This is a genomic window from Bartonella sp. SL320, assembly GCF_059687635.1.
Genome location: NZ_CM185143.1, coordinates 587115 through 610393 on the forward strand (window position 1 = coordinate 587115; position 23279 = coordinate 610393).

Here is a 23279-nt window from a genome sequence, read left to right on the forward strand (position 1 = left end):
TTTTCTGTCGGAAAAGAAAAAATTGGAATTGTTGGTGAATCCGGATCTGGAAAATCGATGACTGGGCGCGCAATACTAAGGTTGAGCCCAAAATCAGCCATTGTTAAAGCAAAAAAAATGCGCTTTGAAGATGTCGATTTATTGGCGGCCAGTGAACCTCAGATGCGAAAAATCCGAGGGAAACGTATTTCAATGATTTTACAGGACCCCAAATATTCACTTAATCCCTTAATAAGGATTGGGGAGCAGATTATGGAGGCTTACCGTATTCATTACCGCGTTTCAAAAGCTGAAGCACGGGAGAGAACTATCTCTATGTTGGAATCTGTTCATATTCGTAATCCTGAACGTGTGATGCGTCTCTTCCCGCATGAAATATCTGGGGGGATGGGACAGCGTGTGATGATTGCAATGATGCTTATTCCAAAACCGGATTTAATCATTGCTGATGAGCCAACATCTGCACTTGATATTACGGTTAGACGACAAGTTTTATCTGTATTAGATGAACTTGTAACAAAGTCTGGAACCGGACTTATTTTCATTAGTCATGATTTGAATATGATTGCTGATTTTTGTGATCGTATTTTGGTGATGTATGCGGGCCGTGTATTAGAAGAGCTGCCTGCTTCTGATTTGTCTCATGCTTGTCATCCTTATACGAAGGCCTTGCTCGCAAGTTTGCCACGGCTTGATAATCCTGTTGATGTTTTGGCTGTTCCTGAGCGTGATCCTGATTGGTTATATAATCCTACGATTGTTAATGGTGTTGAGGAGGTTTCTCCATGACAAATTATGAGAATATTATTGATGTATCTAATTTATCTGTAACTTTTGGGCATAGGCACAAGGCTGTAACCGTTGTTAAAAATGTTAATTTTCATATTAAGCGTGGTGAAGCTTATGGGTTGATTGGTGAGTCCGGATGTGGAAAATCAACTATTTTGAATACATTGGTAGGGCTTATTCCAGATTATAGTGGAACGTTCCTTTTTGATGGAAAAGAAGTTGAAAAAAAAAGAAGTAAGGATTTTTTACGCTGTGTTCAAATGGTTTTTCAAGACCCTTATGCTTCGCTTCATCCCAGAAAAATGGTCCATACGGTTCTTTCTGAATCTCTCAAAATCCATGGTATGGATAATCAAAAAGAGAAAGTGGAGGACGCTTTAGATGCCGTTGGCTTGGATTCTTCATTTCTTTATCGTTATCCACATGAGTTGTCTGGAGGGCAGCGTCAACGTATTGCTCTTGCACGGGCTTTAATTATTGAGCCAGAGGTTTTGTTGCTTGATGAACCAACATCTGCATTGGATGTGTCAGTCCAGGCTGAAATTTTAAACTTGTTGAAATCGCTGCGCGAGAGAAAAAAGCTTACTTATTTGATGGTATCCCATGATCTTGCTGTTGTTGCACATATTTGTGAACGTGTTGGCATTATGCATAAAGGGATTATTCTTGAAGAGCTTAGCAATGATGAATTGCGTAATCTACACGCGCAACACGATTATACAAAGGCATTTTTTGAAGCAAGTATTGAGCCTATCGCTCATAGAGAAGAAAGAGTGTGATTGATTTTACAGAAGAAAAAGTGCACTTTAAATTTCTAGAGATGTTCCATAATACCATTGAAAGCTAGAGGGTATTGTCGGATTTTTTTAGTTATCAATTTGCTGAGAAGTAATTGCGCTATAATCTTTTCAATCCTATTAGAGCCTCTTAGAACGACGGTTGTGCAATATACGAGTGATTATAACATCTATCCTTTGTCTGATTGTGTTATCCTGTTTTTTTGCTTATAAGTTTATGTTCAGAAGTTTTCTTTTTGGGTTTTCAAGCATTAAATTTGTGAGAAACAACAGAAGATAATAATTGCTATATATCCCGGAAAAGCTTTTCATTATTTTATAATATCATTTAACTTTTAGTTGCTCTTTTTTACTGTTTTAGGCATTTTTTATTGAAAAGTGCAAAGCTTTATTCTTTATAAAACAAGAAGTTGTTATAAGCATTCTCCAACGTTCAATGGCAGTCTTCAAATATTTTTCTGCTTTCTATTTTTTTTAAGTACTTAAAAAAATAGATTGTAAAGCAAAAAGGTAGCAGAGTATGCTACCTTTTTTGTTAAATTAATAGGCTATTATTATGTTTTTTATTTAAAACTGATAGCGTATTCCGCCTGAAAAGCTTGCGCCTGATATACCGGTTTTTTGCAGCTTTTGTTGATAGCTAACATCACCATGAAGAGAGAGGTTTTGAGACAATTGTGCGCTAATACCAAGCCCTCCTTCAATGGCCGCTCCCGTAGGATCACGTTTATAATCCTTATCAATATGGAGGGCTTGATCATCTCCAAAGGTTTTGATCAAGTTTACTTTTCCATAGAAAGACATAGGACGGTTGTTTTCATTATTCATAACGGTTTTGGTCAAACGTCCACCAATACGGATCATCCATTGATGAGGATTTTGCATGTCAATCGTCAGATTATCAGCATCTAAAATTTTATCAAATGTCAAATGTTGATAAGCAACTTGTGCTTGCGGTTCAAATGTTACACCTTGAATACCGGTGGCAAATTGTTTGCCAACAGTTGTGGAAATGCTCAACATCTTTGCATTTTTCAATTTTGCGGTTGTTCCAATGAGAGCATTGGTGATGTCTCCCTTTAGGATGCCATAGGATAACAGCGTATCAAGATAAAAGCCATTGTCATGTTGTATGGTTCCATAGGCTGTGAGCGACCATTTATCAATGGTGTTTTTTCCAGCATCTTGCATATCTTTTGGCGTAAAGGAAAGCTGTCCGTAGGTTCCCATAAGACCAAAATGTGTTGTGATGTTAGGTTCTTCTAATGCTGCGAAGGTAACACCCCCTTGTAGAGCTGTATAACGAAGATGAGCACCGCTATAACCATATTGGCGTGGAGCATTTTCAGAAGATAAGGTTCCTGTGCTTCCATAGGTGTATAAGAAAAAGCCATTATTTTGTCTTTGTCCTTTTTCTACGACAGATGTTCTGAAATTGGCTAACAATGCGTTTTGTTTTGCCATATCAGTCAATCCGCTATAGAAAAGAGCGTTTGGCATGACCAGATAGCTTGCCATTTGTGCGACAGGTGCGTGCACATTTTCTTCAGGGGTAGGAATAGAGCCAGAGTTGGAACCAGAGCCACCGGTATGAGAACCGGACTCTGGATTAGAATTAAGAAACTCAGGTTGTAGACGAAAATCCCAGAAGTCTTCGTTTTTTTCTTCGAACAGATTTTGTTGTATATTGGCTTTGCCTTGGCTTGAGTCTGGTCCATAAGCACGAAGCATATATTTATCAGGTGAACCATTTATGGTCGTATAACCATGGGCTAATTTAAAGGAGCCTTCTGCGGCTGTTCCAGAAACTTGGATAAGAGAAAGTCCACGCACATTTTTCTCAACATTAGAAATATTTTTTTGAGCAGCATTTCCTTTTAAATTGACGAGAATGTTCGTATTTCCTGAAACATTTCCATTAATCAAAAGTCGATCGGTTTTTTGCTCTGCTATTGGTTTCCCATCACTCCACAAAGTATTAAAAGAAATCTGTCCATTGCCTGTTGCATTATAAACAGCTTTGGTCTCTGGTTTTCCAGAACCTATATGCAATGTGTGGTAATGACCTTCTATTGGTTCTGCAAAAGCAATAGAGCTATTTTCGAGATCCAGTACAGAAATATCAGAACGTGATCTTTGAGCGATATCAAGCAGATGACCCTCAGCATCTTTGTCTTGTGTGCTGGTCTTTAAGAGCCATTGTGTCCCATTTTTTAGGTTAAAGCGTACATTTCTCTCTTGTGCAATTTTTGCTCTGCCCTCTAAAGTGGAATGATCTGCATTTAATGTGAAACTACCGTTGACGATTTCTTTAACTTCTTTACCATCCCAAGTATTTTTATCTTGCCAAGAAATTTGGTTCCAAAAGATACCATCATCTAATAACACATCCCCATGGATTTCTGAATCTTTAAGATTGACTGTACCGATTGATAGAGCAGGACTATATTCAATGCTTTTTGCGGCGAAAGCTCCAACGAGAATTCCTGTACCATTGTCAACGTGAAAAATTGCATGGCTTAAATTGATTTCATTGCTACGATATTTTTGTGGATCACTTGGGTCAAGTGGATCATTATCAGAAAAATTTGCGAATTGTAAGCCAGCAATTTCTGCTATTGCAGAAACATTCGTGAGATCCATATGGCCGCCATTTTCCACGATTAATGCAATTTTTTTTGCTTCTATTTCGTTTTGGGTACCATTACGCATTGTGGTTGTACCATCCTCACCTGCAGCAAGACCGATATCAATATCTTGAATGGTTGTGTTACCATTTAATTTAATTACACTATCTTCGTACGATTCTACGCCAATAGTTATTTTTTCGCTCTCACCTCCGGTTATTATTAAATCTTTACTAATAATTTTGCTTCCATCACTTGCAGAAAGACCGATATCAACATTTTTAATGGTTGTTATGCCCGTTAGGTTAATTTCGCTACCAGGATTCCATGTCATTATTCCATTGCTATCTTCTTCAGGATTGTGATTAATTGACTTTCCACCGATGATATTTAAATTCTCGCTGGTGATTTTGCCACCATCGCTTGCTCCAAGACCATTAAAAGTATTGTTAATCGTTGTATGCCCGTGCAGTTCAATTGTGCTTTCACCAAATGCAAATGCACTGGTTCCTGTACCATCTGTTGTGAGTGTAACATCTGTGGCATCGATTACTCCTGTATTTTCAGCACGCAATGCAGAAGAATATTTATTTTTCGTTGTTGCATTTCCTCCTATCATTATAACTTTTGAATCTGAACCGTCTGCATAGACACCGTTTCCATAAGATGATGTGACCGTAGCATTGTTTAAATGAATGGAACTTCCTTGTTTTGCGTATATTCCATCGCCTGTGCTATCAAATGATCCGCCGGTGACTGTTATTGTAGAATTTTTATCTGCAATTATGGCACTGGTTGCTTGCGTTACTTTTACATCTTTTAAAGCGACTGTACTTTCGTTTGCAACGATTCCATTGATGAGTGATACGTCGTCTTTGCCACTGGATATCGTTACATTTTCTAGTTTGTTTTCGGCGTTCTTACTGTTCAAGAAGTGAACCCCAGTGTTGGAAACGGTAATAGTTCCTCCAGTCATTTGAAGTATAGCATCATCTTTTGTTTCAAGACCAAAGCGGATGTCAGAATCTGCTCCTTTAATGGTTGTTTGATCTCCCGTTAATTTAATTGTGCTGCCTTTTCCTTCAGTGATTACAACGTAAGTGGTAGTATTTGAGTTTGTGTCTTTATTTCCAGTTACCTTCACATCAGTTCCGGTGATTTGACCGCCTTTTAAGGTATGAAGAGTTTCATAGGTTTTTCCAGTTTCGCCAGTAACTACTTGTCCTTCTCCAGAAACTTCTAGAGATTCAGCGTGTGCATTGAATTGAATATTAAACAGCACAATAGTGGCTGTCGCTATAGATGACAGAAGGGATTTTTTATACACGAATACTCTCCTTTTAAAGCCCCCAATATTCATTTCCCCGTAGTCTTTAAAAGAAGAACAGAAATAGATATTGCTTTTCATTAATTACTCATCTCTTTAATAATTTATTTTACTTTATCTGTCAAAATTAAAGTTGAATTTATATTTAAATATGAAATACATAATGTATTTTTTCAGTATATTAAAAAATAATACTTTTACATTCAATGTAATATTATAAGATACTGATAGTTTCTTCATTTTTCTTTATTAATGGTAAGATACGCTTTTATGCCAATATTCATTGTCATATGATCAAACAATACAGGAATGGTGAGACAAAATAATGCAAACAACAAAATGAGGAGAAGAGGGGAATACAAGATCTTTTGCTGATGTTAGGACCGCATCAATTTTATGTGGACTGGTTGAATTTCCAATCGTTTGAGGAAGAGTTTTCTGCCTCAGAGGTTTGCTTAGAGCGTTTTGGCCGCTCCCCTGGTTTGCAATTTACCGGCTATGGCAATGATCCCAAAACCCTCCACGGGGTATTATTTCCAGAAGAGTTTGGTGATCGGGTTGCCATTGATGCCATCACCAGAACCATTCGAAGAGCAAAACCTGTTCAGATGATCCGTTGGATGCGTGATGATAGCTACAGTGCTTTGATGCATGGCGCTGTGGTGATTATCCATATTCGTAAAGATCATGATTACATTAGCCGTTCTGGTCAATCGGGGCGTATTCGCTATTCCATAAGCCTGTTGCCGTTTTTTGATGGGGGAAAACCGCAAGGTCAATATCAAATAGGGCAATACCAAGGTGATCAGTATCAAGAGGGATATGATCAAGAGGAGGATAGCCCATGAAGATTCCCGCAAAGCAGTTTGTGGTCGAGCTTGAGGATATGAGTTTAGATCTGATTTGTTATCACCATGCCTTGTCTGTTTTAGGAGACCGGAGGCAAGCGGGTTTATTAAAAGGCTATTTAGAAGCCACGCTGGAGGCTAATCCAGAAATTGCGGGGTATGGGGCTTTTTTACCGCGGGGATTAAAAGTCTTTTTGCCTGAATTTGTCTCATGCGAAAAGAACAGTGTGGTCAAACGGCTATGGGATTAATGCGCACATATCCCTTTATTGAGGTAAGGGTGGGGGAGAAACTTGTTCATGAGGTTTTTTACCAGCGTCTTTTAACGGCAACCATCACGGACAATACGAGTAATGAAGCCGATAGCTTTGAAGCAGAATTTGATGATAGCGGCAATGATTTAGAGATTCCAGCAGCGGGTAGCGCACTCCAAGTCACCTTTGGTTATGAGAACAGCATTCGTGCCTTTATGGGGCGTTTTGTTGTAGAATCGGTGATCAGTTGTGGGGGCAGTGATGGAGAGATTTTACGCCTTTGTGGCAAAAGCGCTTCCATGCGTGAGGAAATCAAAGAACAGATGAGCGAACATTTTGATCACAAAACCATTGGCAAGATTGTTGAGACCCTTGCCAAACGTCATGGCTATCAAGCAAAGGTGAGTCCACAATTCACCAAACAAACCTTGCCTTATGTGGTGCGCACGGATCAATCGGCGATTGATTTTTTAACCCGCCTTGCTGATCGGATGCAGGCGCGTTTTTTGATCAAAGACAATAAGTTTTTATTTTTAAGCGGAGACAATCTTCCTCTCCAGACAATTCATCAACAGGATTGTTCCCATTGGGAATTTAGCCTTGAGCCGCGCACCCAATACGGCACCATTGAAGCCTCTTATTTTGATCGCGCAAAAGGACAACAGCATTCTGTCAAACATCACACGGGGTATCATGGTCCGGTGCGTCGTCTGCGGACCTGCTACCCTTGTGAGAGCCAAGCACAAGCAGCAGCAGCTTCTGAGTCGGATAGGCTTTGCCGCGCGATGGGCAGTGGTTCTTTGACCTTGGAGGGGCGCCCTGAGATCATGGCGGGTCAACCACTGCTATTGCAAGGGTTCCGTAGAGAAATCAATGGTCCATGGCATGCGGTAACCGTGACCCATCGCTATGAAAAGCAAAGCGGATACACCACAGAAATCACCTTTGAGGCACCAAATCAAGGAAAAGAGGCATGAGAAAATTAAATGTGTTAGAAGCAGAAAACCCAAGAGATACTTTTGCCTCTTCTTTTCGGCAACTGCCCCATAATATTGAAGCAGAACAAGCTTTGCTTGGGGCAATCATGATCAATAATAATGCGCTTGAGAGCGTTGCTGATTTTCTTAAAGCAGAACATTTTTTTGAAGCCCTTCATCAAAGGCTTTTTGATATCATCTCACAAATTGTTCAAAAGGGAAAAGTTGCAGATCCCATTACCATGAAGCCCTTTTTTGCAAATGATGAGAAAGTTGGAGACATTACAGTCTTTAATTATGTGGTGCGTTTAGCCAAAGAAGCTGTCACAATCATCAATACTCAAGAGTATGGACAGGTCATTTATGATCTGTTTATTCGCCGCTCTTTAATTAATCTTGGCACTCAAATTGTGAATAGATCTTTTGATGCTCCTCTAGAACTTAGTCCTTTACAACAAATTGAAGCGATTGAAAATCAGTTATTTGCATTAGCCGAAAAGGGCAAATATGGGGGTGGTTTTGAAAAGTTTAATACCGCCATTACAAAGGCACTTAACATGGCAAGTGCTGCGAAACAGCGTTCTTCAAAGCTTTCTGGTATGGCAACCCATATTAAAGGCCTTGATGCGAAAATGGGTGGGTTGCAAGCATCTGATTTGATTATTCTAGCAGGGCGCCCCGGTATGGGGAAAACGTCCCTTGCAACCAATATTGCTTTTAACATTGCCAATGCTTGCAAGCGTGATAGCAACACAAAAGAAGGTGAAGGGGGTATTGTTGGTTTCTTTTCACTTGAAATGTCAACAGAACAGCTTGCAACCCGCATTATCTCAGAACAAACGAAGGTTTCTTCTTCTGATATACGGCGGGGGAATCTTTCTGATGATCAGTTTATAAATATTGTTCACATGACGCGTTCCCTTCAAACCATTCCTCTTTATATCGATCAAACGGGGGCTGTATCCCTTGCACAATTGGCTGCGCGTGCAAGGCGTCTTAAACGACAACATGGTCTAGATGTTTTGATCATTGATTATATCCAACTGATGACAAGCGGTTCAAAGCGTTCTTTAGAAAACCGCGTTCAAGAGATTACAGCCATCACCATGGGGCTTAAAGCACTTGCAAAAGAACTCAATATTCCCATCATTGCGCTTTCACAATTATCACGACAAGTTGAAAACCGTACAGATAAACGTCCACAACTGTCTGACTTACGGGAATCAGGTTCAATTGAGCAAGATGCCGATATTGTGTTGTTTGTTTATCGTGAAGAATATTATCTCAACAATGAAGAACCCAAAGAAGGCACGCTTGAATATCACAAATGGAAAGAGGCAATGGAGCAAGCCAAGGGCAAAGCCGAAGTTATCATAGCCAAGCAACGCCATGGTCCAACAGGAATCGTCCCTCTTGCTTTCCAATCTGACTTTACATGCTTTAGTGATTTAACAGATCATACTCATCTCTCAGAAATATCCGCTTGAGCTCAAAATGATGATCCGATGATTGAGAAGAAAAAAACATAGATTCTTACAAAAAATTACGAATCTTAAAACACCCTTTGAAAGGCCTTTGAAGACCCTTTGAGAACCCCTTAAAAATCATCTGAAAAAAAATAAATTGGTACAAAACCTAGTGTCAAAATATACAAAACCCGCTGGCAAGCTACAAACAGCAGGCAGGCTACAGCCATACTGGCTGGGGAACCTGGATTCGAACCAAGATTGACGGAGTCAGAGTCCGCTGTTCTACCATTAAACTATTCCCCAATAAGTCTATTTTAATGTTTCTAGCAGATTCTACAGTGTAGACAAGTGCAAAAAATCTTTGAGACTATCGATAATAAAGAGCAATAGGGATATCATTGATCGTTTTGATTTGAATATCGACATCATAAATGTCCTTAAGAATTTCTGGCTGCATAATTTCTTTGGGAGTTCCATAATAGGCTGCTTTCCCATTTTTCAATGCAACAATCGTATCGGAATAAGATGAGGCAAAATTAATATCGTGCATCACAATAAGAATGGTTTTTTTCAGTTCATCGGCTGTGCGGCGTAACTGTTTCATCATAGAAACGGCATGTTTCATATCTAGATTGTTTAATGGTTCGTCTAAGAGAAGATAATCAGTATCTTGACAGATGACCATGGCGATAAATGCGCGTTGACGCTGACCTCCAGAAAGCTCATCTAAAAAGCGGTCCTTTAAATCTTGTAAACCAAGATAGCGTAGGGCGCTGTCGATGAACTGTTTGTCTTCTTTATTATACCAGCCTTTTGAGTAAGGATAGCGTCCAAAACTCACTAAATCGTACACGGTTAAACGGAAGGATAAAGGATTATCTTGACGTAAAATTGAAAGCTTTTGAGCCAAAATGTCATGAGGCAATTTATCAATATCAAAATTATCGATATGAATTGTTCCTTTGTCGTGTGGTAAAAGACGTCTTATCAGCATTAAAAGAGTGGACTTTCCCGAACCATTGGGCCCAATAAGAGAAATAATCCCCCCTTTGGGAAGATGAAGGCATAAATTATCGATAATCAATCGTGCTCCGTAAGCCTTGGAAAGATGATTGATTTCAATCATTTTAATTTCCCCTTCATCAGTAACATTAAAAAGACTGTCCCTCCACAAAACTCAATGATAAAACTTAAACGTCCTGCCATATGAAAAATTTGCTCTAAAATAAATTGTCCCCCCACCAAACAAATAATCGCTAATAATACTGCAATTGGGACAACAACACTGTGTTTTGCTTGAGGTGAAAGTTCATAAGCAAGGTTGGCAACTAACAGTCCAAAAAAGGTGACGGGGCCTACCAATGCGGTGGAAATGGATACGAGAATGGAAACAAAAATAAGGATAGCTGTCGCACTTTTATGATAATTAACGCCAAGATTGAGAGCATTTTCACGTCCTAAAGCCAAAATATCAAGAAGATGACGTGAGCGCCACCCAATCAAACTCACAATGAAAATAATGATGGTGGCAAAGCTTATAAGGGATGTATTAAATTTATTAAAATTTGCAAACATAATATCCGTTAAATTCATCATTTGGTCTGGATTGAGTTGCAATTGCATAAACATTCGTAAACTGAAAAAAAATCCCCCTAAAACAACACCAATTAAAAGTGTTAAGTGAAGTCCCTTTAGACTTCCTGAAAAGAGCCAACGAAAAAGGCTTGTCGAAAAAAAAATGAGAATGAGAGCTTCGAGAACGAGTTGTCCTTCTTCATTTAAAAAAGGCAAGGAAAGAGAGCCTACAAAATAGATCAAAACAGTCTTTATTAAGATATAAAGTTGATCAAATCCCATAATAGAAGGGGTAAGAAGACGGTTGTTAACGATTGTTTGAAATAAAACCGTAGAAACGCTTATTGCATAGGCAATAAGAAGCAGAGAGATGAGTTTTATAAGACGAAAGCTCCATGTATAAACATTGATATTCCATGTCATGTAAAGACTGATGACAAGACATGCTAAGATGATAAGCACTGTTAGGATACATATTGTTTTTTTTCTTCTATCCAAGACGCTTTCTCCAGCGTAAAAGCAGTATCATAAAAATAAAACTACCGATCACGCCCATCATGGTGCTGATGGGAACTTCAAAAGAAGGATGAATGATTCGTCCTAAAAGGTCACAAATCAAGACCAATCCTGCACCACTGATGGCTACCCAAGGAGCACTATAGCGCATATTATCTCCCATGAAACTTGAAACAATATTTGGAATAATCAATCCAATAAAAGGAATACGGCCGACAGTACAGACCACAACCGCGGTGATTGAGGCAACAATAAAAAGACCAAAGAACATGACAACACGATAATTCAATCCAAGGTTATTGGTTAAATCTTCTCCCAAACTTGCAACCGTAAAGCGATCAGCAGTACAATAGGCAAGAATACACAAAGGAAGGGAGAGCCATAAAAGTTCGTATTTCCCTTCAAGAATCATGGCAAAACTACCAAATAAGTAAGCTTGAAGAGAAGGAAGGAGCATTTCATAATCTGCAATGGCATTGGTTAATGAGCCGATAATATAGCTTAGCATAATCCCCGTAAGGGGGACAATGAGAGCAGATTTTAGAGGAATGCGGCGTAATAAAAACATAAAAAGTAAAGTGCCCATCATGGCAAAAAGTGTTGCAACAACCATTTTTCCTAAAACAGGGATATTGGGCAGAAAAATCATAATAAAAAGAATGCCAAGGGAAGCCGATTCAACGGTTCCTGCGGTTGATGGTTCAACAAAGCGATTACGTGTCAACAGTTGCATAATCATGCCTGAAAGTGCAAGTGCTGCTCCTACCAAAAGAATTGCAATAGTACGAGGAAGACGTGTTTGCCAAAAAATAAGCCAAGCATGGGGATCAGCAGCGAAGAGATCAGAGGGTGTGACATCAGAATAACCAACAAAAATGCTGAGGATAGACAGGAGAATGAGAAATGCTATGGTTATCCAGTAATTCTTCACGTTAAATCATTTTCTAACAAAACCTAATAAAAAAAGCAAAGGCTGCTTAATAAACACCCTCTGCTTTTAAATTTTATTTATAGTGCAAGCAAGTTTTTTTGTGTGCTTATTTGCTCTTTGTAAAGGCTTCATTGATTTGTTTAGCGGTTTCAAGCAGTCCTGTTAAACCACCACTTGCACGATACCAACTCCAAGAGTCCAAATAAATAATCTGGTTTTGTTTGCTTGCTGTTGTACGGTGCACAAGCTCATTGTTAAGCAGTTGTGCTGCGGATTGTCCTTCCCGTCCAATAGCAGCATCACGATCAATAACCAACAACCAATCAGGATTTGTCTCAAGAATAAATTCAGGAGAAATGAGTTGTCCATGTTTTTGTACAGTGAGCTTATCGGTTGCAGGAGTAATTCCAAAAGCGGAATGGAAAATATCGAAACGTGATTTTGGTCCCAAAGCACTTATTTTCCCGCCAGAGGTCATCAGTACGAGCCCTGTGCCTTTTCCTTGAGTATTTTTGCGGACTTCAGCTAAGGTTTCATCAAGTTTTGCAATTTCCTTTTCTGCTTCTTGTTCTTTACCAAAAATTTTTCCAAGGATAGACACATTCCGTTTAATATCATCAAGAGAATTTTCGTTTCCTATTGTCAGATCAATCGTTGGAGCAATTTTGGATAAATCTTTATATTTTGGTTGCGTTCTGGAAGAAATAATAATCAAATCGGGTTGGAGAGTGGCAATTTTTTCATAATCAGGTTCAAAAAGAGTCCCAATTTTTTCATATTTTGCATCATTGAATTGTTCTAGATAGGAAGGCTTGTGTCCTTCAGGAATACCGACAACTGCTTTGATCCCAAGGCGGTTCATATTATCAAGGGTAGCGATATCAAACACCACAACCTTTTGCGGAGAATCAGGAACAGAAGTTGTTCCTGAAACATGATTAATTGTTACATTTTTACCACTGGTATTTGCAATACTGGTCTGTGTCCATAAAGTCGTTGCAAAGCTGATTACAACCAGTAAGACAGAAGTCACCCATTTCATATATTTTACCATTGTGATTTCATCCTTTTTATCACGTAATTACAAGAGTTTGTGCACTTAAAAACTTAACTTAGACATTTTTATGCACAAAATGATGCGACAATAAATAACACTATGTTGTAAAGTTGACTAACATATGTTACAAACTGTTCACTTACCTCATTTTCACTTAATTCTAGTGTTTTTGCAACATTATTTAGAAAGTTTGACATATGATCAATGTATTTAAAAAGCGTACAAGTTTGTATGCGCTGACAACAAGTGCTTTCTTCTTTTTACAAGGTTTTGATGCTTCTATGGCTAATAATCCTGTTGTTAGTGGTAATTCGCAACGGGATGATTATAAGTGTGAAGCTAAGAATTATCAGATGACTAATAAACCAATGTTATGTAAGGATGGTGAGATACATATAGTAAAGTCTGGTGGTATTATTACTGTGGACACGGTGGGAGATCATGCTGTGGAAACGGCAGGACACTTTGTTCCAAATACCCAGTCGCAAGGGCTGGTACGTAGCGTAGGGCAGACGAAACATACAACTGTTAAGTTGTATAATACGAGTATTAGACATAAAGTACCTATTACCGATCCAGGAAATTTAGAGCTCAGTGAAAGTTTAGGGGTTCTGGCTGAAGATTTGTCTCAGTTGGATTATGCAAGCGCTTTGCTCGCAGCGAAGGTGTCCACGATTGAATTGTCCGATTCAGGTATTAGGGGATTTTTGGTTGGTGTTGAAAGTACAGGTGGAAAAATTACCTTGAATAGAGGGTCAATTAGCAAAGTTCGTCAGGGTGTTATGTCTCATGGTTCTGAAGATTCTCTTATTTTATTGAGTGGTGTAGTTGTTGATGTTATGGACATTGGTTTGAGGGCTATTGGTGCTGGAATAAGGATGGATAAGGGGAGGCTTATCTTTGAAGAAGGGGGCTTCGGGGGCATATCAGAACATAAGGGGGGTATTAGGTTAGAGGATACTAAGATTCTAGTTCGTTCAAAAGAGAGAGCGGAGGATTTATCTAAAGATCCTCAACGTGTTCGTAGCGAGTCTGAAGGTCCTGATAGTGTTGGATTCCTGTTGCACGGGGGATTTGTCTCCCTTAATAAGATAGAATTTAATGGATCTAATACAGCTTTTATGTGGATTCGTGATGGGGTCGTTCTGCATGAAAATAGAGAATTTCCTATTTTACCTGCTAAAATAGTATATCCGATTGATGGAGAAACTATAGAGAGTGAGTTCTTTACTTCTGTTTCCAATACTATGAATGGTATTGTAGGAGTCGGAAATGATGTAAACAGGTGGAAATTTGATGCTTATGTGGGTGAATCACAGATTAACTTAAAGGGAGAGGAATCTTATGGTGTATATTTTGATAAGGGAAAAGAAGGTGAAAAAGAAATTGAACAGAGAGAAGAGCAGAGCAATAAAATTGTAGAAAACTTACCAGAAAAAAGAGATGTAAGACACTTGGTTTATTTTAATAAGACTACAATCAAAATTCCAGATGGAGTAGGGATTTATGGTGAAAATTCAAGTGGGTATGTTGTTCTTGCCAATGGTTCGGAACTTGAAAGTAGTTTATTATTGGACGCTTACTCTAATGCAAAATTATCAGTTTTTTCTTCTAATTCTAAAATTGTAGGTGCTGCCTATACTGGGGTGGATTCTGATGCCAAGATTTATCTACACGGAGACTCAAAGTGGTACTTAACAAGAAATAAATATAGAGGTTGGAAAAACTCAGGTGTTACTGATACAGATTCGTATATTTCATCTATCGATATTTCTGGTAGTATTATCGGATTTATTCCTCCAGAAAATAATGAACATTATCAAACGCTTTACATTATAGGAGGACAAACGATTGATACAAGCTCTGGGAAAAATGTTTATAAAACCTCTAAGGGAACGGTTTATAAAGCCTCTGGGGATTCTAAAATTTACTTCAATGTAGATACACAGTTGCTTCTTAATAGAGAGCGTAGCAGGCAAGCGTCTGATAGACTTGTGATTTATGGTGATGTTCAAGGAAAAACTACAGTATATGTGAATGACAAGCATATGTATGATGCTGTAAATAAACAAAAACCTGAGGCTAAAAATGTTGATTATGGCAATAATCATTTTCCTAGTATTTCAATTATCCAAGTTTATGGGGACGCAACGAAAGATTCTTTTAAGTTAAGTAGTGATTATGTCACACTAGACGGTTCACCTTATCAGTATATTCTTCGTGCTTATGGTCCAGTTATTGCCCCAGGTATGGAATTTTTGGATGAGCGGTTTGTAAGAAATGAACAGATTTGGGACTTCCGTTTAGAAGGTAAAATGCAGAAGGATAAAAAGGATGGTGAAGATAATACCTATCCTTCTGCATCAGCTAGAGTTTTAGCAAGATATGTGATGGGTTATGATTTACATCCGATACTGTATAGTTCTCAAACTCCTGATGATCCTACGTTTCTTGGTAAGATTTTGAAGGATCGGGGAAGAAGTGATGTGTTTGATATTCCTCCTGTAATGATCTTAAATGAAGATGGGCAGGCAACGGGTTATGATTATAGTTATCTTGATGGTATTGATGATTATAAAGATTTTGAATTTGAAGATAATGAGTTAGAAACAACGACTGAAGGCGGTGATAGTTTAGGTATTGTTCTTCTTAGTAACACACGTGGAGAAGCTGATTATGGTATAGTAGAAGAAGCTGAGTATGGTATAACAGAAGAAGCTGGTTATGATATAGTAGAAGAAGGGAATCTTACTGAGACCGTTATGCCTTCTGCTTCTCGATCTTCTGCGTCGAATAGTCCTACGCTTTTAAGAGCTGATACAGGTGATGATGAGGCAGCTTTAAGTTCTCTATCTGAAATTTCTACAGTTTCTGAAACTGAAGAAGATACTCCATCTTCTTCGTTGGATGTTCCTCCTACTGAGAATCTTGTTGGCTCAAGTGAAGCTATTGATACAAGCGGAGAAAAGAAAAATGCAGGAAGCTCTTCTTCTACTGATGGTGTTACGGTTGATATACCTCCTATAGATTCTGGGACTTCTACTTCTCAATCTTCTATATCGGGGAATCCCAAGATCGTAGTACTTGGCGATTCTAAGAAAACAACAGAGTCTAAAGTTTCTTCTACCTTGGTTGATACTGTATCTGAGAAAAAGGATTCTTCAGCTAAGGGAGAAGGGGGTAACACTTTAGGAAAAGGGCGTATTTTACTTTCAAGTAAGAGAAAACAAACATCTGAGGAGCCTTCGCCTGCTGCATCTGTAAATTCGTCTTCTACTTCATGTAGTGATGCTACACAGAATAATGGTGGGAAGGGTTTGCAGACGTCTTATTCATGCAGTGATGGTAAAACATATACACTGAAAGATCTTACACTGAAGGTTAATAGTGATACTCAGCATTCTATGCATGCAAAGAGTGAGGATACAGTTATCAAGTTAGAGAATGTTACCATTAGTGGTGCGGATAGTTCTGATTTGAAGAATGGTACTGATTTTCCAAAGTCAAAGCTTGTAAGTGCTGTATTGGTAGAAGAAAAAGCTGAGGTTGTTTTGGATAAAAAATCAACAATTACATCTTCTGTAATTGGTCTTGAAGCTAAAAGTGGCGGAAAAATTACGATGAATGAGGGCACAGTCAATGCTTATCATGTAGGCGCTTTGGCAGATTCTGGATCATCTGTTAACTTGAAAGGCACGACAATTAATGTGACGGGGGGAGGTGCTGCGGCTGGTTTGGAAAGTAAGGCTGGTAAGATAGCCATGAACTCTGGGGCTGTCAGTATGACAGGGGGTGTAGCAGTGAAGTCGAAATCTGGAGGTAGTGTTCAGTTAGATAAAGTTCACATTACTGTGAAAAAAGCGGCAGGGAAGCTAGATTCTACAGAGAATATAGAGAGTGCAGCTTTTGTGTTGAGTAATAATGCTTCTGTTGATTTTAAAAATGGAAATGTTGCTACTGATGGACACGCTTTGGTTATGAGAACTACTGATGGTGATGTGGCTGGGTCGGGTTCTTCTAGAAGAAAAAGATCCTCTGATGCACGTCCTACGATGAATCATGCTAATATCGAATCTTCGACTGTTAAAGTGGAAGGTGATGGAGCTTATGGTATATATTTTGATGGGCAAGGTGTGGGAAAACAAAATAGAAGTGAAAGCTTAGAAGCAGTAGAGCGTTCTGGTGTTGTTAAGCGTAGTGCTGAATCCAAACAGGAAAAAACACCTGTAAGCATAACAGGGACGGTTTCATTGAAAAAGGCTAATTTCGAAGTCGCCAAGGGGGTTGCTATTTATGGTAATACTTCTGTAGGTCTTGTTTCATTAAAAGATAAAACAAGCCTTTCTGGTGACTTATTGTTGAAGGCTGAAAATGATTCCAATATATTGGTTTCGGTTAATGACTCTACAATGATAGGTGGTTCACATATTGATAAAAGCTCTTATATCAACTTAATTTTGACTAATGGATCAGAGTGGATTCTCAAAAGAAGTGCACAGAAGAATTTGGTTACGTCAGATTCAGGATGTATGGATTCATGTGTTTCTTTTGTAAGTCTTATCAATAGTGCTATTAATTTTAAATCTTCAGAATCTGAAGGGAAATATCAAACTCTTCATATTGGAAATGGAAAAGGCACAGTTTATGAGGCGCAGGGTGATGCTATAATTCATCTCAATGCACGTTTAAACCCGCATGATCCAAGTGATCAGCAAGTCACAGATCGGATTGTTGTTTATGGTGATGTTTCTGGAACAACAAAAATACATGTACGGGGTGATGCAAGCAGTGTAAGAAATGCTAAAGCGAATGCCAAGATTGCGCACAGCGTTTCAGTTATTCAGGTCTATGGTCAAGCGAAGAAAGATTCTTTCCAACTTGATGGCGATTATGTTGCACTGTTAGACTCACCTTACAAATACACTCTTCGTGCTTATGGTCCAGAAGCGACTGCAAAACAGGAACATGCGCAACAGAAATTTGTTAAGGATGGTGGAGCGTTTTGGAACTTCCGTTTAGAAAATCAATATGTGAAGTCTACTGGATCTGCTTCCGTTTCTGAACAGTTTGTCAGATCTGTCGTTCCGCAGGTTCCAACTTATCTTACCTTGCCTAATAGCATATTCCATGCTGGCTTGATGGATATTAACAATCAAAATAAGCAGTTGGAGACATTACGGATGACGCCTAAAGGAATGGTAGATGTTCGTGAGAATCCTGCTTTGTATTTGCGTGGCTATGGTGGAAGTTTCCGTTATGCTTCAGATTTATCTGCACTTGAATATGGTTATGGCAGCGATCTTAACTATCATGGTGTAGAGGCTGGTGTTTTGTTGCAAACGGTTGAAAATGCTGACAGTGCTATATCATTGGGCGTTATGGGAACTTATGGAAAGCTTTCTCTACAACCTTTGAATGTTGAGCAAAGTCAAAAGAGCGCCTTTGATAAGTGGACTGCTACAGCTTATGGTAGTATGCAGCATGATGTTGGCTTCTATGTCGATGGTCTTTTGTCTTATGGTCTGTTAAAAGGTGATGTTCTCACTCTTGCACGCGGTAAGACAGCAACATTGAAAGGTAAACCTTTGAGTGTTTCCTTGATGAGTGGTCAGACAATTGCTACAGGATATAAGGGCTTTGTCTTTGATCCGCAGGTTCAGGTTGTTTATCAACATCTCCAATTTAATAAGGCTCGTGATATCGACAATTTTGATATTGAAATGGGTAACCTTGATCAATGGGTGGCACGTGTTGGTGGACGCTTAACCAAGAATCCTACAGGCTCTGAAGGTGTAGATGCCGTTGCTTTCTATGGTAAGCTTTATCTTGCTCATGGTTTGGGAGGCAAACAGTCTGTGCGTTTCAGTGATACTTTCCGATTAGGAGCATTTGGTTCTTCACTAGAGGCTGGATTAGGCTTTAATGCCAAATTATTGCCACAGTTTTCTCTGCATGCTGATGTTCTCTACCAACATAAGCTTAATAAAGCTGGTTTTTCTGGAGCAAGTTTCTCCGGAGGAGTACGTTATCAGTTCTAATATGAGGTACAGTATGTACTTTTTAAAAAAAGGCAGCACTATGTGCTGCCTTTTTTCTTTATAACAACTTGCGTTTGTTCTTTAAAAATTGCTCGTTTTCTTGATATGAGTAAAAAAAGATATAGTTTATTGTACGCATGAGCGTGTCTTTCTACGCTAAAGCGAATTTTCTTAAAGTTTGTGCTGCTGATGAAGTGATAGAGTGACTCACTTGTATGGGCTTTTAAAGCGTGCAGGAGTCCACTATGTGTTATGTTATCTTTTTGAATGCCATATTGATATTATCTAATATAATATTTGATGCTTTCTAAAACTCATTTTTGAGAGTTTTTGTTCACTGTTTTGAATCATTTTTGCATTCATCTTATTGTGGAATAATTTCTTAAAGCTCACAAGTCTAAATTGTGTCTTTAATTAATTACACGTATTGATTTCATTTTTTCTTTACACGAGATACAGAATGCATTATACACTTATAAAGTGTGTTTTGTTATTATTCTCTTATAGATGGTTTTTACGTAGAGTTTCTGCCAAGTTTATAGGGATGATTCATTGCGCGTTCAAATGAGCATGAGGCATGTCCTTTTTGTTACACCGTTCATATTTTAGGTGCATGGCGGCATGTTTTTCGAGTGCTTTTGTTTTCAATGAGAGGGGAAGAAAAGTTTCGAGGGAACTATGATTAAGGTGTTTAGAAATCATGTGTGTTTATGTGCCTGTACAACAGCTATCCTTTCTTTTCTCCAAAATGGAATAGCGATCGCTGTAAATGGAGGGGGACGTGATAGTGTTGTGCGTTATAACATCACTGTTACTCCGATATTGTCTAATGTGCTTTCTGGAGGGCCAGGGACGAGCAGCTCTGGGAATGTTTTAACGAGAAATTTAAGTGGCAACATCTGTGTTGAGGAAGATAGTATTAATACTAATGCTGGTGTTAATGGTGGTAGGATTAATCTTTCGGGTAGTATCCGTGGAAGTGGTGGTTCTCTTTGCGGGAACAATAATGGGCGCCCCTCACTTGGTGGAGAGGAAGGGGAAAGGGCTGATATAATCACTGTTCCTGGCAGCGGTGGGGGTATAGGGAGGGGGAACATTAGCGATGGAAATTCTCTTAGTGGGAGTAATGCTGGACGCCCTCTTAGTGGAGAGGGTGGAGATAAGGAAGATGGTAAGTATATTTATAAAAAGGATGGGGAAAAGTTGGTATTGTATAATGGGTTATATTATTTATGCAATGGTTGTGGAGAGGACACAATTGATAATAAATCTTATAAGATTACAAAAGCTAATGCTTCTCGCTATCCCTCCACAGTTGCTATAACGGTAAAAGGGAAGAATGCAAAAGTGAAAGGAGAAAATGTCACTGTTGGTAGTGAAGATTCTGATAAACTCTTGACTCGTGGTGTGTCTGTATCAGAGGGTGGTCAAATTACTTTGAAGAATTTTACTTTCCAGAATAATGCAACTCTTCAAGAGGGAAAGCCAGTAGCTCTTCATGCGAGTAATGGCGTAATTAAAGTGGATGGTGGGACTATTCAGGGAAGTGCTATGGCTGTTCAAGCAATAGGACAGCCAACGTATGTTATGTTAAAAGATACGAAAATTAAAACTGATGGTGGGAAGGCAAGCCTTTATAATTATGGTGGTGCAAAAATTGAGGTGTTAGGTGGATCAATTGATTTTATGAATAGTCATGGGGTTTCTTCGACATTAGATGGAAAGATTATTCTCGATGATGTTAGGATTACTGGAAAGAGTAAAAAAGGCGAAAATAATGCCGCTTTTTTAATGGATGAAGGGGGAAAGGTTGAGTTTAAAGGGGGAAAGATTGATGTTGAGGGGGTGCATGGTATCTTGTTAAAAAACTCATTTAAGCCTTTATATTCTGGGTCAGAACGATCTGAAGAAGAATCTGAAACCGAAGATGAAGCAGAAGATTTAGCGAATAACTTTTATGTGACTGAGGCTAATCTTAAGTCTTCTTCTGTTAAAGTAAAGGGAGAGGGATCTTATGGTGTCTATTTTCAGGGAGAAAAACCATGGAGCAAAGGTGGAGATAAAAAAGAGGAAACTTCATTAGAGGAAGAAAAAACACCACAACGATTGGATGTTGTTAATTTGGATACAACAAAGTTGTCTGTTTTAGATGATACGGCTCTTTATGGTGAAAACGTTATTTCTGGTGTGGTAAGTTTGATGAAAAGCACTCTTCAGTCAGGGGATTTTTTATTAAAAGCTGAGAAAGGGGCTTCTATAACAGTTTTGGCTGATGGTTCTACGCTTGAAGGTCGTACACACGTTGATCAAGATTCTAAGGCCGAACTTTATTTAGGAGGTGGCTCTCAATGGATTTTACAACAAAAGTTGCCAACAGATCAACAGGGGGATGTAGAGGCTTCTTTTATTTCACTCGTCAGTCTTATGGGTGAGAGCTCTATTAACTTTAAAAGACATGAAACTTCTTCTATTGATGGTTATCAAACTCTTCGTATTGGAAATGGAAAGGGTGAGGTTTATAAAGCACGTGAAGGTGCCTCTATTTTTGTGAATACCTATCTGAATAGTGGTGGTTCTCTTGATCAGCAAAAGACGGACCGTGTTTTAATTCATGGAGATGTTGAGGGAAAGACAAAGCTCCATGTGCGCGCTGTTGCAGGAAGTCCAGGAGGATACACGGGAAGGGGAGGGAGGAATGAAGGTATTTCAATCATTCAGGTCTCTGGAGAAGCAAAGCAGGATTCTTTTCAGTTGGAAGGTGGTTATGTAGCGTTAGACGAATTACCTTATCAGTATAAGCTTTATGGTTATGGTCCAAATTCTGAGTTAGGGGAGGCTGATTCTGCTCAAAGATTAGTTGGAGGGAGTGAAAAATTTTGGGATTTTCGTCTTGAGAGTCGATCTATTGATGGTGTTAAACCGGAACCAGATCCTCGTCCGACACCTCCTCCAGGACCAGAGCCGGAACCTCGTCCTAAGCCGGGCATTAAGGCTGTTGTTCCGCAGGTTCCGACTTATCTGCTGTTGCCGAATGCCTTACTTCATCTTGGTTTGATGAATGTTAGTCATCAAAATAAGCGGCTTGAAGCTTTGCGAATTGCAACTGGTGGACTGTTAGAAAGCCGCGAAAATCCTTTCTTTTTTGTGCGCGGTTATGGCGGCAATTATCGTTATACTTCAAATCTTTCAGCGCTTGAATATGGTTATGGCGGCGAGCTTAATTATAATACCATAGAGGCGGGTATTTTGCTGAAAGCAATTGAAAATATGTATGGGACCACTTCTTTGGGAATTAGTGGGTCTTACGAGAAATTTTCTTTGCAACCTTTAAATGTTGAACAGAGTCAAAAAAGTACCTTTGATAAATGGTCCGTTGCAGCATACGGTGGTATGCAACATGATGCAGGTTTTTACGTTGATGGTCTTGTGTCTTACGGTTTATTTAAGGGTGATGTTCTGACAACAGCACGGGGGAAAACGGCAACATTAAAGGGAAACCCTTTAAGTGCTTCATTGACGGCTGGTAAAACATTTATGGTGGGAGAGGACGGTTTTATTTTTGATCCGCAAGTTCAGGTTGTTTATCAATATCTGCAATTTAATAAGGTGCGTGATGTGGACGGCTTTGATATTGAGTTGGGAAAACTCCATCAGTGGATAGGGCGTTTTGGAGGGCGTTTAACAAAGATGCTGATTACCACTGATGAGGCTCAAGTTATTTCTTTCTATGGCAAGCTTAATCTTGCTCATGGTTTTGAAGGAAAACAATTTGTGCATTTTAAAGATGCTTTTCAGTTAGGGGCTTTTGGTTCTTCATTAGAAACTGGATTAGGTTTTAATGCCCAATTGTCTCAAAATTTTGCACTTCACGGTGACTTAGTTTATCAGCACAAGCTTACGAAAGCTGGTTTTTCTGGAACCAGTTTTTCAGGGGGATTGCGTTATAATTTCTAATATCGTTATTGTTTTTGATTAATCTTTGAAAAAGCCACAAACATAGCTTGTGGCTTTTTTTCGAGCTCTCATCATTTTGTTGTTATAGTCTTTTTATAGAGTATGATTTTGCATTTCTTT

12 protein-coding genes, 1 tRNA gene and 1 pseudogene are annotated in these 23279 nt (G+C 38.9%); 8 read left to right on the plus strand and 6 right to left on the minus strand.

Features of this window, described 5'->3' with window-relative positions; translation table 11 throughout:
* Window positions 1-789 (plus strand): annotated as a pseudogene (locus AC6ER8_RS02460) (ABC transporter ATP-binding protein); the annotation flags it as partial.
* The gene (locus AC6ER8_RS02465) at window positions 786-1568 is read left to right on the plus strand and encodes an ABC transporter ATP-binding protein (RefSeq protein WP_497079049.1); all 783 of its coding nucleotides are present in this window, start codon (window positions 786-788) and stop codon (window positions 1566-1568) included. The pseudogene AC6ER8_RS02460 and the gene AC6ER8_RS02465, both read left to right, overlap by 4 nt.
* A 585-nt stretch (window positions 1569-2153) precedes the next feature.
* On the opposite strand, the gene AC6ER8_RS02470 is transcribed toward AC6ER8_RS02465, so the two are convergent.
* Window positions 2154-5540 carry an autotransporter outer membrane beta-barrel domain-containing protein gene (locus AC6ER8_RS02470; RefSeq protein ID WP_497079050.1) on the minus strand — a complete coding sequence of 1129 codons (3387 nt, stop codon included), beginning with the start codon at window positions 5538-5540 and terminating at the stop codon, window positions 2154-2156.
* Window positions 5541-5896: 356 nt separating this feature from the next.
* On the opposite strand from AC6ER8_RS02470, the gene AC6ER8_RS02475 reads away from it, so the two are divergent.
* Genes AC6ER8_RS02475 through AC6ER8_RS02490 form a run of 4 tightly spaced genes read left to right on the plus strand, consistent with a single transcriptional unit; the run spans window position 5897 to window position 9106 of the window.
* Window positions 5897-6388 (plus strand): phage tail protein, encoded by a 492-nt coding sequence (locus AC6ER8_RS02475; protein ID WP_497079570.1) that lies wholly within the window; start codon window positions 5897-5899, stop codon window positions 6386-6388.
* Window positions 6385-6639 (plus strand): tail protein X, encoded by a 255-nt coding sequence (locus AC6ER8_RS02480; protein WP_497074126.1) that lies wholly within the window; start codon window positions 6385-6387, stop codon window positions 6637-6639. The genes AC6ER8_RS02475 and AC6ER8_RS02480 overlap by 4 nt, the downstream gene beginning before the upstream one ends.
* Window positions 6630-7619, plus strand: coding sequence for a phage late control D family protein (locus AC6ER8_RS02485; RefSeq protein WP_497079572.1), 990 nt, complete (start codon window positions 6630-6632; stop codon window positions 7617-7619). Before AC6ER8_RS02480 ends, AC6ER8_RS02485 begins: the two co-directional genes overlap by 10 nt.
* Window positions 7616-9106 (plus strand): replicative DNA helicase, encoded by a 1491-nt coding sequence (locus AC6ER8_RS02490; protein WP_497079052.1) that lies wholly within the window; start codon window positions 7616-7618, stop codon window positions 9104-9106. The genes AC6ER8_RS02485 and AC6ER8_RS02490 overlap by 4 nt, the downstream gene beginning before the upstream one ends.
* A gap of 211 nt (window positions 9107-9317) precedes the next feature.
* Here the strand turns inward: AC6ER8_RS02490 and AC6ER8_RS02495 are convergent.
* From AC6ER8_RS02495 to AC6ER8_RS02515, 5 genes are all read right to left on the minus strand, one after another.
* Window positions 9318-9391: transfer RNA gene (locus AC6ER8_RS02495), tRNA-Gln, on the minus strand.
* A gap of 64 nt (window positions 9392-9455) precedes the next feature.
* Complete coding sequence (locus tag AC6ER8_RS02500; RefSeq protein WP_497079053.1) at window positions 9456-10214, minus strand: iron ABC transporter ATP-binding protein; 759 nt, start codon at window positions 10212-10214, stop codon at window positions 9456-9458.
* On the minus strand, window positions 10211-11161 hold the full coding sequence (locus tag AC6ER8_RS02505) for an iron chelate uptake ABC transporter family permease subunit (protein ID WP_497079055.1): 951 nt from the start codon (window positions 11159-11161) through the stop codon (window positions 10211-10213). The genes AC6ER8_RS02500 and AC6ER8_RS02505 overlap by 4 nt, the downstream gene beginning before the upstream one ends.
* Window positions 11154-12110 (minus strand): ABC transporter permease, encoded by a 957-nt coding sequence (locus AC6ER8_RS02510; RefSeq protein WP_497079057.1) that lies wholly within the window; start codon window positions 12108-12110, stop codon window positions 11154-11156. Before AC6ER8_RS02510 ends, AC6ER8_RS02505 begins: the two co-directional genes overlap by 8 nt.
* A gap of 106 nt (window positions 12111-12216) precedes the next feature.
* Window positions 12217-13164, minus strand: a complete 948-nt coding sequence (locus AC6ER8_RS02515; RefSeq protein WP_497079059.1) for a siderophore ABC transporter substrate-binding protein — start codon at window positions 13162-13164, stop codon at window positions 12217-12219.
* Between the two features lie 200 nt (window positions 13165-13364).
* Between AC6ER8_RS02515 and AC6ER8_RS02520 the strand changes: the two genes are divergently transcribed.
* Both AC6ER8_RS02520 and AC6ER8_RS02525 read left to right on the plus strand, forming a co-directional pair.
* Window positions 13365-19205: an autotransporter family protein gene (locus tag AC6ER8_RS02520; RefSeq protein WP_497079061.1), complete on the plus strand. Its 5841-nt coding sequence runs from the start codon at window positions 13365-13367 to the stop codon at window positions 19203-19205.
* A gap of 678 nt (window positions 19206-19883) precedes the next feature.
* The gene (locus AC6ER8_RS02525) at window positions 19884-23159 is read left to right on the plus strand and encodes an autotransporter outer membrane beta-barrel domain-containing protein (protein WP_497079063.1); all 3276 of its coding nucleotides are present in this window, start codon (window positions 19884-19886) and stop codon (window positions 23157-23159) included.
* Window positions 23160-23279: the final 120 nt, after the last annotated feature.